General features: G+C 64.8%; 16 protein-coding genes. 2 read left to right on the top strand and 14 right to left on the bottom strand.

What is annotated here, in order from left to right; genetic code table 11:
- Window positions 1-11: 11 nt before the first annotated feature.
- From AC3IYG_RS02010 to pip, 3 genes are all read right to left on the bottom strand, one after another.
- Complete coding sequence (locus AC3IYG_RS02010; protein ID WP_489312053.1) at window positions 12-806, bottom strand: transporter substrate-binding domain-containing protein; 795 nt, start codon at window positions 804-806, stop codon at window positions 12-14.
- A gap of 162 nt (window positions 807-968) precedes the next feature.
- Entirely contained in the window at window positions 969-1,406 is a 438-nt protein-coding gene (dtd, locus tag AC3IYG_RS02005) for a D-aminoacyl-tRNA deacylase (protein WP_489312052.1), read from the bottom strand.
- Window positions 1,403-2,374: a prolyl aminopeptidase gene (gene pip / locus AC3IYG_RS02000; protein WP_489312051.1), complete on the bottom strand. Its 972-nt coding sequence runs from the start codon at window positions 2,372-2,374 to the stop codon at window positions 1,403-1,405. The genes dtd and pip overlap by 4 nt, the downstream gene beginning before the upstream one ends.
- 89 nt (window positions 2,375-2,463) lie before the next feature.
- Here pip and AC3IYG_RS01995 point away from each other — a divergent pair, with 89 nt between their 5' ends.
- Complete coding sequence (locus tag AC3IYG_RS01995; RefSeq protein ID WP_489312050.1) at window positions 2,464-2,895, top strand: hypothetical protein; 432 nt, start codon at window positions 2,464-2,466, stop codon at window positions 2,893-2,895.
- Between the two features lie 18 nt (window positions 2,896-2,913).
- Here AC3IYG_RS01995 and hutH (AC3IYG_RS01990) read toward each other — a convergent pair whose 3' ends face one another.
- From hutH (AC3IYG_RS01990) to hutC, 11 genes are all read right to left on the bottom strand, one after another.
- Complete coding sequence (hutH, locus tag AC3IYG_RS01990) at window positions 2,914-4,446, bottom strand: histidine ammonia-lyase (RefSeq protein WP_489312049.1); 1,533 nt, start codon at window positions 4,444-4,446, stop codon at window positions 2,914-2,916.
- Window positions 4,443-5,270 (bottom strand): N-formylglutamate deformylase, encoded by an 828-nt coding sequence (gene hutG, locus AC3IYG_RS01985; RefSeq protein WP_489312048.1) that lies wholly within the window; start codon window positions 5,268-5,270, stop codon window positions 4,443-4,445. The genes hutH (AC3IYG_RS01990) and hutG overlap by 4 nt, the downstream gene beginning before the upstream one ends.
- Window positions 5,263-6,471 carry an imidazolonepropionase gene (hutI, locus tag AC3IYG_RS01980; RefSeq protein WP_489312047.1) on the bottom strand — a complete coding sequence of 403 codons (1,209 nt, stop codon included), beginning with the start codon at window positions 6,469-6,471 and terminating at the stop codon, window positions 5,263-5,265. Before hutI ends, hutG begins: the two co-directional genes overlap by 8 nt.
- A complete protein-coding gene (hutH, locus tag AC3IYG_RS01975) occupies window positions 6,468-8,000 on the bottom strand; it encodes a histidine ammonia-lyase (protein ID WP_489312046.1) in 1,533 nt (510 codons plus the stop codon). The genes hutI and hutH (AC3IYG_RS01975) overlap by 4 nt, the downstream gene beginning before the upstream one ends.
- Before the next feature lie 11 nt (window positions 8,001-8,011).
- The gene (locus tag AC3IYG_RS01970; RefSeq protein WP_489312045.1) at window positions 8,012-8,827 is read right to left on the bottom strand and encodes a quaternary amine ABC transporter ATP-binding protein; all 816 of its coding nucleotides are present in this window, start codon (window positions 8,825-8,827) and stop codon (window positions 8,012-8,014) included.
- The gene (locus AC3IYG_RS01965) at window positions 8,824-9,675 is read right to left on the bottom strand and encodes an ABC transporter permease (RefSeq protein WP_489312044.1); all 852 of its coding nucleotides are present in this window, start codon (window positions 9,673-9,675) and stop codon (window positions 8,824-8,826) included. Before AC3IYG_RS01965 ends, AC3IYG_RS01970 begins: the two co-directional genes overlap by 4 nt.
- Window positions 9,676-9,803: 128 nt before the next feature.
- The gene (locus AC3IYG_RS01960; RefSeq protein ID WP_489312043.1) at window positions 9,804-10,772 is read right to left on the bottom strand and encodes an ABC transporter substrate-binding protein; all 969 of its coding nucleotides are present in this window, start codon (window positions 10,770-10,772) and stop codon (window positions 9,804-9,806) included.
- Window positions 10,773-10,846: 74 nt separating this feature from the next.
- A complete protein-coding gene (gene hutU, locus AC3IYG_RS01955; protein ID WP_489312042.1) occupies window positions 10,847-12,520 on the bottom strand; it encodes a urocanate hydratase in 1,674 nt (557 codons plus the stop codon).
- A 522-nt stretch (window positions 12,521-13,042) separates the two neighbouring features.
- A complete protein-coding gene (locus AC3IYG_RS01950) occupies window positions 13,043-14,071 on the bottom strand; it encodes an ABC transporter substrate-binding protein (RefSeq protein ID WP_489312041.1) in 1,029 nt (342 codons plus the stop codon).
- A gap of 70 nt (window positions 14,072-14,141) precedes the next feature.
- Entirely contained in the window at window positions 14,142-14,750 is a 609-nt protein-coding gene (locus AC3IYG_RS01945; RefSeq protein WP_489312040.1) for a HutD/Ves family protein, read from the bottom strand.
- The gene (gene hutC, locus AC3IYG_RS01940; RefSeq protein ID WP_489312039.1) at window positions 14,747-15,499 is read right to left on the bottom strand and encodes a histidine utilization transcriptional repressor HutC; all 753 of its coding nucleotides are present in this window, start codon (window positions 15,497-15,499) and stop codon (window positions 14,747-14,749) included. The genes AC3IYG_RS01945 and hutC overlap by 4 nt, the downstream gene beginning before the upstream one ends.
- A 188-nt stretch (window positions 15,500-15,687) precedes the next feature.
- Between hutC and AC3IYG_RS01935 the strand changes: the two genes are divergently transcribed.
- Window positions 15,688-17,052, top strand: coding sequence for a formimidoylglutamate deiminase (locus AC3IYG_RS01935; protein WP_489312038.1), 1,365 nt, complete (start codon window positions 15,688-15,690; stop codon window positions 17,050-17,052).
- Window positions 17,053-17,056 lie beyond the last annotated feature (4 nt).

Below are 17,056 nucleotides of genomic sequence, written 5' to 3'. Positions count from 1 at the left end.
GCCGGATCGGCTTATTCCATGTCCTTCAGCCACGCCGTGCTCTTGAACCACTTGGCATGGATACGCTCGTAGGTGCCGTCGGCACGAATCTGCTGCAGGTAGTTATTGATCCAGTTGAGGCTGTCGTAGTCGCCCTTCTTCAGGCCGAACGCCAGCGGCTCGTAGGTGAAGGGCTCGGGCAGGTACACCAGCTTGCCGGCGCCGGCCTTGTTCACCGCCACCACGTTGTACGGGGCGTCGTAGATGAAGGCATCGGCTTTGCCGTTGACCACGTCCATCACCGCTTCCTGCTCGTTGTCGAAGCCGTTGTACTTGGCCTGACTGATCAGCTTCTTGGCGACCATCTCGCCGGTGGTACCGATCTTGGAGGTGATGCGGTACTGCGGATCGTTGAGGTCCTTGTAGGACTTGATCTTGCCTTCCAGCTCCTTGCGGATCAGCAGGGTCTGACCGACCACGATAAAGGGGTCGGAGAAGTTCAGGCGCAGGTTGCGCTCCTGGGTCAGGGTCATGCCGGAACCGATCATGTCGAACTTGCCGGTCAACAGCGCCGGGATGATGCCGTCGTAAGCCGTGGAGACCAGTTCCAGTTTGACGCCCATGGCTTTGGCCATGTTCTTCAGCAGATCGACCTCGAAACCGACGATCTCGCCGCGCTTGTTGGTCATCTCGAACGGCATGTAGGTCGGGTCCATGCCGACCCGCAGGGTGCCGCTCTTCACCGCGTCATCGATGGCTCCGGCATTGGCGCCGAGGCCCGTCAGGGCGCAGGCGGAAAACAGCAGTGTGGCGAGAAACTTTTTCATTCCCTCTCCTAAATTGGCAGGTTGTCTGGGGTGAAGCGCGAGCCCGCAGGCTTTGGGAGCGCATGCTAACCGGCGCAAGCGTGGCTGGCGAGTCTGGCTGTCGAAACTGGACAGGGCAAAAGCCAGGCCAGCGATCCACCCTGCTTCAGGTTAGCCACAGTTTCAGGTTTCCAGCAGAAAAGTCACCGGCCCGTCGTTGATCAGATGCACTTGCATGTCCGCGCCGAACTGCCCGGTCGCGACCGGCGCATGCTTGTGCCGCGCCTGCGCGACCAGGTACTCGAACAGCGCCGCGCCCTGGGCCGGTGGCGCCGCGCTGGAAAAGCTCGGGCGCAGGCCGCTGTTGGTATCGGCGGCCAGGGTGAACTGCGAAACCAGCAGCAAACCGCCACCGATATCGCAGAGCGAGCGGTTCATCTTGCCGTCGGCGTCGCTGAACACCCGGTAGTTGAGCAGTTTGTGCAGCAGCTTGGCGCTGCTCGCTTCGTTGTCCTGCGGCTCGACGCCGACCAGTACCAGCAGGCCCTGGTCGATGGCCCCGACGATCTCGCCCGCCACCTCGACCCGCGCACTGCGCACCCGTTGAATCAGTCCCTTCATGCTTCTTCGGGCGACAGGTTGAGCAGACGCCGGGCGATCTGGTCGGCACCACGCACCAGGGCATCGGTGATGCCCGGTTCGGAGGCCGCGTGGCCAGCGTCGCGAATCACCTGCAGTTCGCTGTTCGGCCAGGCCTGGTGCAGCGCCCAGGCGTTGTCCAGCGGGCAGACCACGTCATAGCGGCCGTGCACGATGATGCCCGGCAGGTGGGCGATCTTCGGCATGTCGCGGATCAGTTGATCCGGCTCGAGGAACGAATCGTTGATGAAGTAGTGGCACTCGATCCGCGCGATCGACAGCGCGCGCTGCGGCTCGGAGAAACGGTCGACCACCAGCGGGTTGGGCCGCAGCGTCGCGGTGCGCCCTTCCCAGGTCGACCAGGCTTTGGCCGCGTGCATCTGGGCGATCTGATCGGCGCCGCTCAGGCGCTTGTAGAACGCCTGCACCAGCTCGCCGCGCTCTTCCGGTGGAATCGGCGCCAGGTAATCCTGCCAGTAGTCGGGGAACAAGCGGCTCGCGCCTTCCTGGTAGAACCAGTGAATCTCCTGCGGGCGGCAAAGGAAGATGCCGCGCAGGATCAGCGCATGCACGCGCTCGGGGTGGGTCTGGGCGTAGGCCAGCGACAGGGTCGACCCCCAGGAGCCGCCGAACAGCACCCATTTTTCGATACCCAGGTGCTCGCGGATGCGCTCAAGGTCCGCCACCAGGTCCCAGGTGGTGTTGTTCTCCAGGCTGGCGTGCGGCGTGGAGCGGCCGCAACCGCGCTGATCGAAGGTGACGATGCGGTACAGATTTGGGTCGAAGAAGCGCCGGCTCAGCGCGTCGCAGCCCGCACCCGGGCCACCGTGGATAAAGACAACGGGTAAACCATCCGGCGTGCCGCTCTCGTCGATGTAGAGTACGTGCGGCTCATCCACGGCCAATTCATGGCGCGCGTAAGGCTTAATCTCCGGATACAAAGTCTGCATGGTGCGCTCCCTTGTTTTTACCTACGGTGCCTGCCAGGCGCCGCTCTTATGCTCTGCCCGGCATCATAACCATGAAAAGGAGATTCAGCATGCCAGCACGACTATTTAGCCTGCCCCTGCTACTGGTTTTCGCCCTGCTGGCCGGTTGCCGCCGCGACGATCCGCAGGCGGCGCTGGAAGCTGCGGTGCAGCAACTGCAGGACAACCTCGAGGCGAAGAACAACCATGCCGTGCTCGAACAGCTGCACCCCGAGTTCCGTGCCCAACAGGAATTCGACCGCGACTGGGCCAAGCGCACCATGCTCGGGCTGTTCATACGTTACAAGAACGTCAAGGTGATCGCCTTGGGCAAGAGCAGCCACATCGACCCGACCTACAGCAACAAGGGCTTCAGCGAAGCGCAGGTGGCCATGACCGGCGCCGAGGGGCTGATCCCGGACAGCGCCAGGCACTACGGCGTCAAGCTGGAATGGTGGAACGACGACGGCGAATGGAAACTGGCGCGGTTGAACTGGGAGTAGTTCAGCCGCGCCCAAGGCTCAAGCCTGGTAAAGCGCTTCGGCCGGCAGCCAGCGCAGGAAGGCCCCCGTCTCGACCCAGGCCCGCGCCGCGACGATGTCCGGGGCGAAATAACGGTCCACGTCATACTGTGGCACCTCGGCGCGGATCAACGCCATCACCTCTTCGAGCGGCGGCGAAGTCGTCATCGGCCGATGGAAATCCAAGCCCTGGGCCGCCGCCAGCACCTCGATCGCTACCACCCCGGCGCTGTTGCCGGCCATATCGGCCAAACGCCGGGCGGCGAAGGTCGCCATCGACACGTGGTCTTCCTGGTTCGCCGAGGTCGGCAGGCTGTCCACCGAGGCCGGGTGCGCCAGGCTCTTGTTTTCCGAGGCCAGGGCCGCCGCCGTTACCTGGGCGATCATGAAGCCGGAGTTCAGCCCACCCTCCAGCACCAGGAAAGCCGGCAAACCCGAGAGCGCCGGGTCGACCAGCTGCGCGATACGCCGCTCCGACAGCGCGCCGATCTCGGCAATCGCCAGGGCCAGCACGTCGGCGGCCATGGCTACCGGCTCGGCGTGAAAGTTGCCACCGGAGAGCACATCGCCGGAGTCGGCGAACACCAGCGGGTTATCCGACACCGCATTGGCCTCGCGCAGGAACACCCCGGCGGCGAAGCGCAGATGATCCAGGCAAGCGCCCATCACCTGCGGCTGGCAGCGCAGCGAGTACGGGTCCTGCACGCGCTTGCAGTCAAGGTGCGAATTGCGGATCTGGCTGCCGGCCAGCATGCCGCGATAGAAGGCCGCCACGGCGATCTGCCCCGGCTGGCCACGCACAGCCTGGATGCGCGGGTCGAAGGGCACGTCGGAGCCTTTCAGCGCGTCCACCGTCAGCGCGCCGGCAACCACCGCCGCGGCGAATAGCTGCTCGGCGGCGAACAAGCCACGCAGGGCCAATGCGGTGGACACCTGGGTGCCGTTGAGCAGCGCCAGTCCTTCCTTCGGGCCCAGGGTCATGGGTTCCAGCCCGGCCAGCTTGAGGCCCTCGCGGGCACTGAGCAGCTCGCCACGGTGGCGCATCTGCCCTTCGCCGAGCAGGGTTGCCGCCAGGTGCGCCAACGGCGCCAGATCGCCGGAGGCGCCGACCGAGCCCTGGGACGGGATGCACGGGTAGATCTCCAGGTCGAGCAGCTTCAGCAGCGCCTCCAGCACCTCGACACTGATGCCGGAGAAACCACGGGCCAGGGAACCGACCTTGAGCACCATGATCAGCCGCACGCTGGCGTCATCCAGCAGCGGGCCGGTGCCGCAACTGTGGGACAGCACCAGGTTGCGCTGCAGGGTGCTCAGCGACTCGGCGGGGATCGAGGTGCGGGCCAGCAGGCCGAAGCCGGTGTTGATGCCGTAGACCGTACGCTCACTGGCGATGATCTCGGCCACCGTGGCGATGGACGCCTTGATGTCGGCATAGCAGGCCGGATCCAGGGTCACGGTGAGCGGTTCACGGTACACCTGGCGCAGTTGCTCCAGGCTCAGTTGACCGGGGGTAAAATGCAGCTTGGCCTTCATGATGAGGTCCTCGTCGAATAAGTTTCCCGGCCCCAGGCCAGGTAGGTTTCCAATAGTTTGCGCAAGACCACGCGGGCATCGGCGGCAAGCGCTTCACGAAAGGCGAAGGGCTCGGCCTCGTCCATGTAGATGCACTGCGCCAGTTCCAGCTGGACCGCATGGATAGCGTTTGTCGGCTTGCCGTAATGGCGGGTGATATGGCCGCCCTTGAAGCGCCCGTTGAGCACATGGCTGTACTGCGGGGCGGCGGCGCAGACCTGCTCGAGCCGTTGCGCCAACTGCGTGTCGCAACTGGCGCCGTCATTCGTACCGAGGTTGAAGTCCGGCAGGCAGCCCACGAACAGGTGCGGCACCTGCGAACAGATCGAGTGCGCATCGAACAGCAGTGCATAACCGAACTCGGCCTTCATCCGCGCCAGCTCAGCGGCGATGGTCTGGTGGTACGGCGTCCAGATCTGCTGCAGATAGCGCCCGCGCTCGGCCTCCGAAGGCACGCCGCCTTCACGGAACAGCGGCGCGCCATCGAACAGCGTGCCGGGGTACAGGCCGGTGGTGGCCGTGGCGTACAGCGGCTTGTCATCGGCGGGTCGGTTAAGGTCGACCACATAACGTGAATAGCCGGCGGCCAAGGTGCTGGCGCCCAGTTCGGCGGCGAAGTCGTAGAGCCTGGGGATGTTCCAGTCGGTATCCGGCAGGCTTTGCGCGTGCGCCACCAGCCCGGCGGCGACCGCCGGGGTCAGACGGGTGCCGGCGTGCGGCATGCTGATCAGCAGCGGTACGCGGCCACGGTTGAACTCGAAGGCATCGTTGATCAAATCAGACATTTATCAGCTCCTCGCCATGGCGAATCACCCGTCTACCCAGCTCGCCGCCCAGCCAATAGGACAGCTCCGCCGGCCGCGCGATGCCCCAGGCGACAAAGTCGGCGACCTTGCCGACTTCCAGGCTGCCGTGGCTATCCGCCAGGCCCAGGGCCTTGGCTGCATGCAGGGTGACACCGGCCAGTGCTTCTTCCGGGGTCATGCGAAACAGCGTGCAGGCCATGTTCAGCATCAGCCGCAGCGACAGCGCTGGCGAGGTGCCGGGGTTGAGGTCGCTGGCAATCGCCATGCTCACCCCGTGCTGACGCAACGCCTGCAGCGGCGGCAGCTGGGTTTCGCGCAGAAAGTAGAACGCGCCCGGTAGCAACACCGCGACGGTGCCGGCCGCGGCCATGGCCTGGGCATCCGCTTCGGTCATGAACTCCAGGTGATCGGCCGACAATGCCTGATAGCGCGCCGCCAGGCTGGAGCCACCGAGGGCCGACAGCTGCTCGGCATGCAGCTTGACCGGCAAACCCAGGGCACGGGCGGCGATGAACACGCGCTCGACCTGCGCCGGCGAAAACGCCAGGTATTCGCAAAAGGCATCCACCGCATCGACCAGCCCTTCGGCGGCCAGCGTCGGCAGCATGTCCGTGCAGATATGCGCGATGTAGTCATCGGCGCGCTCGGCGTATTCCGCGGGCAGCGCATGGGCCGCCAGGCAGGTGCTGCGCACGGTGACGGGCAGCGTCTCGCCGAGGCGGCGGATCACCCGCAACATCTTGCGTTCGCTGGCCAGGTCGAGGCCGTAGCCGGACTTGATCTCCACCGTGGTCACGCCATCGCGCAGCAAACTGCGCAGGCGCTGACTGGCGCTGACGAGCAGTTCATCCTCGCTGGCCGCACGGGTGGCGCGCACGGTGCTGGCGATGCCGCCACCGGCTGCGGCGATCTCGGCGTAGCTGACGCCTTCGAGGCGCTGCTCGAATTCGCCGCTGCGATTGCCGCCAAATACCGCATGGGTGTGGCAGTCGATCAATCCGGGGGTGACCCAGGCGCCACCGAGGTCGATGCGCTCGGCATAGTCGCCAGCCGGCAGCTCGGCGTGCGGGCCGATCCATTCGATGCGTTCGCCAGCGGTGACCAACGCCGCATCCTCGATGATCGAGTAACGCCCGCCCGCCATGGTCGCGGCGTGGCAGCCGTGCCAGAGCTTTTTCATTGCAAGCCTCCCACACAGGCGTCGAGCCTGTTCAGCGCCGCATCGTCACGCAACAGCGCGGCGCTGCTGGCGATGTCCGGCGCCAGCCAGCGATCCTGTGCGTAGGCCGGCACATGCTGGCGCAGCAGGCTCCAGGCGTGCCCGGTGCCGACGCCGAAGCGCTGATTTTTGAGAAATTCGAAGGCCTGGGCGGCCAGCAGGTACTCGATGGCGAGGATCTGCGTGCTGTTGTCCAGCACCCGCTGCAGCTTCAGGGCCGCGCTGGTGCCGAGGCTCAGGTGGTCCTCCTGCAGCCCGGAGGTGACGAAGTTGTCGACCACCGCCGGCTGCGCCAACTGGCGGTTTTCGCCGCAGAGCGAGGCCGCCACGTACTGCACGATCATCATCCCCGAGTTGACGCCCGGCTGGCTGACCAGGAACGCCGGCAAGCCACTGACCAGCGGGTTGATCAGTCGATCCAGGCGGCGTTCGGCGATGCCGCCGAGTTCGGCCACGGCAATCGCCAGCAGGTCGGCCGCCATCGCCACCGATTCGCCGTGCGGGTTGGCTTGCGAGACCACCCGGTAGTCGTCCGGCGTACCCAGCACCAGCGGGTTGTCGGTCACCGAGTTGAGCTCGGTTTCGATCTGCTGCGCGGCATGGGCCAGTTGATCGCGACAGGCGCCATGCACCTGCGGAATCGAGCGGATGCTCAGGGCGTCCTGGGTGCGGATGCCGCGGCTGTTGGCCAGCACTTCGCTGCCGGCGAGCAGGGCGCGCAGGTTGCCGCCGACCCGTTGCATGCCCGGGTGCGGCTTCAGCGCAATGATCTCGGCATCGAAGGCGTCGAGCTGGCCACGCAGGGCCTCGAAACTCATGGCGCCGATCACATCGGCCCACTGCGTCAGGCGGGTCGCATCGGCCAGCGCCAGGCAGCTCAAGCCGGTCATGCACGGCGTGCCATTGACCAGGCAGAGCCCGTCCTTGGCACCCAACTGTACCGGCTCCAGCCCTTCGGCCGCGAGTGCCTCACTGGCCGGCATGATCTGGCCGCGATAACTCACCTCGCCAACACCGAGCAGGCAGATGCCGACATGCGCCATGTGCGTCAGGTAGCCCACCGACCCTTGCGCCGGTACGCGCGGGGTGATGCCGCGATTGAGCAGGGCCAGCAGGGCTTCGACCACGGGCCGCTGCACGCCGGATTTGCCTTGGCTGTAGTTGGTGATTGCCGCGCAGATAATCGCGCGGGTCTGCTCGTCCGCCAGTGGCGCGCCTACGCCGCAGGCATGGCTGAGCAGGGTATTGCGCGACAGCTGGCTCAGTTGTTCGCCCTGCAAGGCGACGTTGCACAACGCCCCCAGCCCGGTGTTGATGCCGTAGGCGCGCTCGCCGCTGGCGACGATGCGCTCGACGATGCCGCGAGCGTTGTCGATCCGCGCCCAGGCCATGGGCGACAGCTCCAGCCGGGCGCCGTAACGGGCCACCGCGACCACGTCCTGCCAACGCCACGGGCCATTGCCAAGCACGATTTTTTCCACAGACGACATCGGGCGCTCCTTTAGATTGTGGCCACGCGGCGCTGGACGAAACGATCGACGTAATCGTCGGCGGGCTGGTAGAGGATTTCCTTCGGCGTACCGACCTGGATCAGCCGGCCGTCCTTGAGAATGGCGATGCGGTTGCCGATGCGCACCGCTTCATCGAGATCGTGGGTGATGAAGACGATGGTCTTGTGCAGGGTTTTCTGCAGTTCCAGCAACTGGTCCTGCATCTCGGCGCGGATCAGCGGATCGAGGGCGCTGAAAGCTTCATCCATGAGGATGATGTCGGTGTCCGCCGCCAGGGCGCGGGCCAGGCCGACCCGTTGGCGCATGCCACCGGAGAGCTGGTGCGGGTAGGATTTTTCGTAGCCCTTGAGGCCGACGGTGTTGATCCAATGCAGCGCGCGTTCGGCGCAATGGGCCTTGCTCTCGCCGCGCACCTTGAGGCCGTAGGCGACGTTGTCCTGCACGCTCTTGTGCGGCAACAGGCCGAAGCTCTGGAACACCATGCTGATCTTGCGCCGGCGGAAGTTGCGCAGCGCTTCCATGTCGTAGCGCAGGATGTCTTCGCCATCGACCAGGATCTCGCCGCTGGTCGGGTCGATCAGGCGATTGAAGTGCCGCACCAGGGTCGACTTGCCCGAACCGGACAGGCCCATGATGACGAAAATCTCGCCGGCGCCGATGCTCAGCGACAGGTCGTTGACCCCGACCACGCAATCGGTCGCGGCCAGCACCTGATCCTTGCTCTGGCCCTGCTGGATCATTTTCAGCGCGGCCTCGGGGCGGGCACCGAAAATCTTGAAGACGTTCTTGACCTCTATCTTGTTCATTTGCTCACCTCATGCCGCGCACGGCCATAGGCCTGGGTGATGCGGTCGATGACCACGGCCAGAATAACGATGGCCAGACCGGCTTCGAGACCGCGTCCGACGTTGAGGGTCTGGATGCCGATCAGCACGTCTTCGCCCAAGCCACGGGCACCGATCATCGAGGCGATCACCACCATCGACAGGGCCATCATGGTGGTCTGGTTGATACCGGCCATGATGCTCGGCATCGCCAATGGCAGTTGCACGCCGAACAACTGTTGCATGCGGTTGGCACCGAAGGCGTTGACCGCCTCCATCACCTCGCGATCGACCTGGCGAATGCCCAGATCGGTGAGGCGGATCAGCGGCGGCGCGGCGTAGATCACCGTGGCGAAAATCGCCGGCACCTTGCCCAGGCCGAACAACATCAGCACCGGAATCAGGTACACGAAGCTGGGCATGGTCTGCATGATGTCCAGCAGCGGCATCAGCACCGCACGCAAACGGTTGCTACGGGCGGACAGAATGCCCAGCGGAATGCCGATCAGCACCGAGATCAGGGTCGCCACCAGCATCAGCGCCAGGGTCTGCATCAATTTGTCCCAGAGCCCGACGGCACCGACCAGGAACAGCAGGCCGACGATCACCAGGGTCGGCAGCGCACGGCGCGTGGCGTGCCAGGCGATACCGGCGACAATGGCCAGCATCAGCCACCAGGGGGTGGAGCGCAGCAGACCTTCGAGGTTGACGATGGCCCACAGCAGGGTGTCGGAAATGTGCCGGAACACATCACCGTAATTGGTCACCAGATCATCGACCCAGCCATTGACCCAGTCGGCGATGGAGAAAGTAAAGCGTTCGGGGAACATAGGGTGCTCTCGATCGGTTTGGCCTGGGAGGGCGGCGCCAGCCCCCGCTCCGCAACCCTCGCCAACCCGCGCGAGGGGACTGTCCTTTGCAACACAGGAGGGGCATCGAGCCCCTCCCCTACGGCGGTTTACAGCGCTGCGTCGATCTTCTTCGCCGCGTCTTCGCTGACCCAGGCGTGCCAGACTTCCGGGTGTTCCTTGAGGAAGACCTGGGCCAGCTTGGGCGAGTCGATGCGCTCCTTGGCCATCCGCGCCAGGTTCTGGTTCAGCAGGTCGATCGGCAGATTGACCTTCTCCAGCACCGCAACCAGCTCCGGCGCCTGCTCATGGAAGGCCTTGGACAAGCCGACCTGGATGCTGATGCTCTTGTCGACGCCCGGTTTCTCGTCCAGCTTGACCAGATCGACCTGCCCCATCAGCGGCGTCGGCGACCAGTAATAGAACAGGATAGGCTCGCCACGCTTGTAGCTCGACAGCACCGCGGCATCCAGCGCCGGGCCGGTGCCAGGGCGGAAGTTGGTGAACTTGTCTTCCAGGCCGTAGCTTTTCAGCATCTCGCTGTTGTCCAGCTCGCAGGTCCAACCGGCCGGGCAATTGTAGAAGCGGCCTTTACCGGGCTCTTCCGGGTCACTGAAGACTTCGGTGTACTGGGCCAGGTCAGTGATCGCCTTGAGGTTCGGCGCCTTGGCTTCGAGCTTGCGCTTGGCATCGCCCTCGACCACATAACGCGGCACGTACCAGCCTTCGACCGCACCGACGATCGGCGCACCGACCCCCACCACCTTGCCGGCCGCCGCGGCCTTGTTCCAGACCTCGCTACGACCGACCCACTCCTCGGCGAACACCTGGATGTCGTTGCTGCTCAGGGCGTTTTCCATGGTGATGGAGTTGCCCGGCAGGCTGTCGGTTTCACAACCGTAGCCTTCCTTGAGCACGATCTGCAGCACATCGGTGAGTAGCATGCCGCTCTCCCAATTGAGCCCGGCGAACTTCACCGGTTTACCCGACTCGCACCAACCGGCGGCCTGACTCGCAGCACTGCCGGTCAGCAGGCCGAGGGCGAGCAGCGAGGCCAGCAGGGTCTTGTTGTATTTCATGATCGGACGCTCCTAAACAGTGAACAGGGTTATGGCAGTGCAAACACTCGCCAGCAGGTGGCGAGCGAGTGCCATCAGGCCTTGAGCATGGGCAGATTGAGGCCCTGTTCGCGTGCGCAATCGATGGCTATTTCATACCCGGCATCTGCGTGCCGCATTACCCCGGTGGCCGGGTCGTTGTGCAGTACGCGGGCGATCCGCTGGGCGGCGTCGTCGCTGCCGTCGCAGACGATGACCATCCCCGAATGCTGGGAGAAGCCCATGCCGACGCCGCCGCCGTGGTGCAGCGAGACCCAGGTCGCGCCACTGGCAGTGTTCAACAGGGCATTCAGCAGCGGCCAGTCGGAGACCGCGTCGGAGCCGTCGCGCATGGCTTCGGTTTCACGGTTGGGGCTGGCCACCGAACCGGAGTCGAGGTGGTCGCGGCCGATTACGATCGGTGCGGACAGCTCGCCGGTACGGACCATTTCGTTGAAGGCCAGGCCAAGCTTGGCGCGCAGGCCCAGGCCGACCCAGCAGATACGCGCCGGCAGGCCCTGGAAGGCGATGCGCTCGCGGGCCATGTCCAGCCAGCGGTGCAGGTGCTCGTCGTCCGGAATCAGTTCCTTGACCTTGGCGTCGGTCTTGTAGATGTCCTGCGGGTCGCCGGACAACGCGGCCCAGCGGAACGGCCCGACGCCACGGCAGAACAGCGGGCGGATATAGGCCGGGACGAAACCGGGGAAGTCGAAGGCATTGGCCACGCCCTCTTCCTTGGCCATCTGCCGGATATTGTTGCCGTAGTCGAAGGTCGGCACGCCCATCTTCTGGAAGTCCAACATGGCTTGGACGTGCACGGCCATCGATTGCTTGGCGGCCTTGACCACTTCAGCCGGCTGCAACTGCGCCTTGGCGCGGTACTCGTCCCAGGTCCAGCCCTTGGGCAGGTAGCCGTTGAGCGGGTCGTGGGCGCTGGTCTGGTCGGTGACCATGTCCGGGCGCACGCCGCGGCGCACCAGTTCCGGAAGAATCTCGGCGGCGTTGCCACACAGGGCGATGGAGATCGCCTTGCCCTCGGCGCAGTACTTCTGGAGGCGCGCCAGGGCATCGTCCAGGTCGCTGGCCTGCTCATCGACATAACGGGTTTTCAGGCGGAAATCGATACGGCTCTGCTGGCACTCGATGTTCAGCGAGCAGGCACCGGCCAACGTTGCGGCCAGTGGCTGGGCACCGCCCATGCCACCGAGCCCGGCGGTCAACACCCACTTGCCCTTGAGGCTGCCATCGTAATGCTGGCGGCCGGCTTCGACGAAGGTTTCGTAGGTGCCCTGGACGATGCCCTGGCTGCCTATGTAGATCCAGCTGCCGGCGGTCATCTGGCCGTACATGGCCAGGCCCTTGGCATCCAACTCATTGAAGTGTTCCCAGGTGGCCCAATGCGGCACCAGGTTGGAGTTGGCGATCAGCACGCGCGGGGCATTGCTGTGGGTCTTGAACACGCCGACCGGCTTGCCCGACTGCACCAGCAGGGTTTCGTCGTCGTTCAGCTCCTTGAGGGTCGCGACGATCTTGTCGTAGCACTCCCAATCGCGCGCGGCGCGGCCGATACCGCCGTACACCACCAGCTCCTTGGGGTTCTCCGCCACTTCCGGGTCGAGGTTGTTCATCAGCATGCGCAGAGGCGCTTCGGTCATCCAGCTCTTGGTGTTCAGCTGAGTGCCACGCGGAGCACGGATTTCGACATCGCGGTATTTGGTGTGGGTGGTCACGGCAAGCTCCTTGGGAAGGTTAGGGCTGAGGGCGCAGGCGTTGCGGCGCCAGAGACGGGCCAGTCGATGCAACGACCCGCAGCACCTGAGCGGGGCTGGGGGCGATAACGGCAAGCGGTTGTTGGCTCATGGCACGCTCCGGCTGGTGAGAGGTTTCCCGCGGAAACACTCGCACACATATTTACTTGTACATACAAGCATATGCAAGCGAGAGGCCAAAATTCTCGCAAACTGCTTGGCAGTCTTGAGACAATCAAATAAAAACGTTATATATCAATAATTTAAATAACATCGTACAGCCCATGCCCACCGTCACGGCACGGCGCGCGAGCAGAAAAAATGCACAGTCATGCAGCAGAACGCTCGAAATTGAGGCGAAAAGTAACGCCAGGGGCTGCCGCGACAGCGTCACACCCGTAGCAATGTCACCGCCTGGTCTGTGAAGAGTGGCCGCAACTGCGACCCTGTGCCGAGAGTGTGGTTGCGCAAGCGGTAACCGGCGGTAACACCGCCAGGCAGCACCTACTTCACGGCAGCATCGATACGCGCGGCAACGTCGGCCGGCACCCACTGCGACCACAGCTCACGGTGCTCGCGGAAGAACGCCGCACGCACCTGCGCGACATCGCTGTGCTGCTCCGCCATGCGGGCGAGGATGCGGTTGAACAGTGGCAGGGGGATTTCGACCTTTTCGAACAGACTGATCAACTGCGGCGCCTGATCATGCAAGGCCCGCGACACACCGATGCTGATCTTCGCCGGTAGCGAGCGCGAGCCAATCGGGTTCGGGTTGCCTGGATCGGTCAGGGTGGCCCAGGCCTGCTCGTCGAACGGTGGCTCTTCGAGCTGAATCAGCGGGTAGCGGCCCATCAGCGGCGTCGGCGACCAGTAATAGAACAACACCGGCTCACGCCGTTTGATGGCCGAGCTGATGGCCGCATCCAGTGCCGCGCCGGCGCCCGTGCGGAAGTTGGTGTAGTCGCCCAACAGGTTATAAGCCTTGAGCTTCTGGCTGTTGACGATCTCGCAGGTCCAGCCGCTCGGGCAATTGTAGAAGCGGCCTTTGCTGCGCTCTTCGGGGTCGCTGAACAGCTGCTTGTAGCGCGGCAGATCGGCGACCGACTTCAACGCCGGCGCCATCGGCTTGAGCCCGTGCTGCGGATCGCCCTTGATCACATAGGCGGGCACCCACCAGCCTTCGGTCGCACCCTTGACCGTCTCGCCGACGGCAAAGACTTCCCCGGCCGCCTCCGCCTCGCGCCAGATCGGGCTGCGCCCGGCCCACTGTTCACCGGTGACCTGGATATCGTTCTGCCGCAGGGCGTTTTCCATGGTCACCGTATTGCCCGGCAGCGCATCGGTCTGGCAGCCGTAGCCGTGCTCCAGCATGAAGCGCAGCACCTCGGTGGTGAACATGCCGCTTTCCCAGTTCAGGCCAGCGAACACCACGGGTTTCGGATACGGGCAGGTGACAGGCGCGGCGCCCGCATTCGTTGCCAGCAGCGCGCCGAACAGCAGCAACGCGGCAAGATCGAGACGATGAACGGCCATGCGAACCTCCAAGCCAACGGATATCGGCTTCGAGCAAGACTAGTTCGCAAACCGCCTGGGCAGCGGAAAATTACAACGCGGTGGCGCGTGGCTGCAGCTCGATCAATACACAGGCTCCGGCCAGGTCAGCCTGTAGGCGTAACTCGCGGAGCAGCGGCTGACCGCGCTCCAGCAACAGGCAGTCGAAGCGATCGAGCTCGGCCGCCGGCTCTCCTTCGAGCTGAACCCGCACCCCATCCAAGGCGCTGAACAGCAACATCGTGGCGGCCGAGCTGAACAGCTGCAATTGTTGTGGCCCTGGCTGCAACCACTGCAGGCGGGCGGTATAGCGCACGGGGTCGTAGATCAGGTTGAAATCGCGGATCGGCCCATCGAGCAGTCTGCACTCGACCTGGCTGGCACCGGAAAATGCGAAGGCATCCAACGCCAGCAGCGGGCGCGACGCCTGGCCATCGACCGTCAACTGCATGCCTGCGCCCTCCAGCACCGTGATGATGCGCTGGTAGCCGGTGAAAGCGGAGAAACCACCGGACTCGCCGACATCGGCGATCGACAGGCGCCAGCCGAAGCCGTCCAGACCCTCGCCGACATCGCGGGCGATTTCCAGGGTGCTGCCGGCACCATTCTTCCAGGGCATGCGCGGGTAGTCGGCAGCCCGCAGCAGACGCAACCCGCTCATGAGCTGAACCGTCCTTCCAGGCGATGCCGTGAACCGGGGTACAGCAGCCGCGCGTTGGTCACCGTATTACGCCCCGACCAGGTGCGTCGGCGGATCAACAGGCACGGCTCGCCGCGCTCGATCTGCAGCAGCTTGCACTCGCTGGCATCGGCCAGAATCGCCTCGACCACATGCTCGCCCTCGCTCAACGGCGCGACTTGGGACAGGTAGGCGTAAGGTGTCTGCCGGGTGAAATCCTGCTTGAGGTAATCCGGCGCCACCGCGGCGTTGACGTAGCGATCCTCGATCTGCACCGGCACATCGTTTTCGTAATGGACGATGATCGAATGGAAAACCCGCTGGCCTTCGCGCACATCCAGTGACAGCGCACGCTCGGAACCGGCCTGCTCTTCCTGCAGGCTGACCACCACGCAGTGATGGCGATGGCCACGAGCGGCGATCTCATCGGCGATGTTGTGCACCTCGAACAGCGCCGACTGGCCCTTGGGCTCGGCGACGAAAGTGCCGACGCCCTGCATGCGCACCAGCAGGCCTTCGGCCGTCAGCTCGCGCAGCGCGCGGTTGATGGTCATGCGGCTGAAGCCAAGCTGGCTGACCAGCTCGCTCTCCGAGGGCACGCGATGGTGCGGTGGCCAGACGCCGGTCTGGATCTGGCCGCTGATCATCTGTTTGACGCGCGCATAGAGCGGCGCGGGGACATCCCCCAACTGCGAAGCCAGCGAAGCGATCTCGGGGTGCGAGGTGGACACGGGGTTCTCCTGGTCATGGCGAGGGCGCCGGTAAGACAGTGCAGCGTCCAGCATTGTCGAGGGCGTGGAAACGTCCCGCCGGCGGACTCGGCAACAGGGCACATGCACAGTCTGCCAAGAGTTTACGGCGCAGCCAAACATCTGTATATGTATATACAAATTATTCAAGACAAGCGAGGTTTTGGATCATGTCTGCTTTTTTCGCTGAACGTGCGCTGCTGCCGAGCGGCTGGGCCCACGACGTACGCTTCGAGGTTTCCGCCGACGGCCGGCTCGAACAGGTCAGCGACAACGCCAGCAGCGCCGGCGCCGAGCGGCTGAACGGGCCGGTGCTGCCGGGCATGCCTAACCTGCACTCGCATGCATTCCAGCGGGTCATGGCCGGGCTGGCCGAAGTCGCGGGCAACCCGAACGACAGCTTCTGGACCTGGCGCGAGCTGATGTATCGCCTGGTCGGCCAACTCGACCCCGAACAGATCGAAGTCATCGCCCGCCAGTTGTATATCGAGATGCTCAAGGCCGGCTACACCAGCGTGGCCGAGTTCCACTACGTGCACCACGACAGCGCCGGCCAGCCCTACAGCAACCCGGCGGAACTGGCGCTGCGCGTCAGCCAGGCGGCCGCAGCTGCCGGTATCGGCCTGACCCTGCTGCCGGTGCTGTATGCCCACGCCGGCTTCGGCGGGCAGCCGCCAAACGAGGGGCAACGCCGCTTCATCCACAGCAGCGACAGCTACCTGGCCCTGCAACAACAGTTGCGACCACTGCTGGCGCAACAACCGGCGCAACAGTTGGGCCTGTGCTTCCACTCGCTGCGCGCGGTCACTCCCGCGCAGATCGCCGCCGTGCTGGCCGCCGACAGCAGCGATTGCCCGATCCATATCCATATCGCCGAGCAACAGAAGGAAGTCGACGACTGCCTGGCCTGGAGCGGGCGGCGGCCCTTGCAGTGGTTGTATGAGCAGGTGCCGGTTGATCAGCGCTGGTGCCTGGTGCATGCCACCCACGCGGATGCCGGCGAAATAGCCAGCATGGCCCGCAGCGGCGCCGTGGCCGGGCTGTGCCTGACCACCGAGGCCAACCTGGGTGATGGGATTTTCCCCGCCGTGGACTACCTCGCCCAAGGCGGACGCCTGGGTATCGGCTCGGACAGCCATGTGTCGGTCAGCGTCGCCGAAGAGTTGCGCTGGCTGGAATATGGCCAGCGCCTGCGCGATCAGAAGCGCAACCGCCTGTACCGCAGCGACCAGCCGATGATCGGCCGCACCCTGTACGACGCCGCCCTCGCCGGTGGCGCCCAGGCGCTGGGGCAGCCAATCGGTGCCCTTGAGGTCGGCAAACGCGCCGACCTGCTGGTGCTCGACGGTAACGACCCGTACATCGCCACCGCCGAGGCCGACGCGATCCTCAACCGCTGGCTGTTCGCCGGTGGTGATCGTCAGATCCGCGATGTGATGGTGGGTGGCCGCTGGGTGATCCGCGAAGGCCGGCACGCCGCTCAGGAACAGACCAGCCGGGCCTTCGCCCAACTGCTGCGCAAGCTGCTGGGCTGAGGCT

It is taken from the genome of Pseudomonas sp. KH_027, from assembly GCF_057838565.1.
The sequence above is the reverse complement of the archived record's forward strand: the minus strand, read 5'-3'. Positions and strand labels throughout refer to the sequence as shown.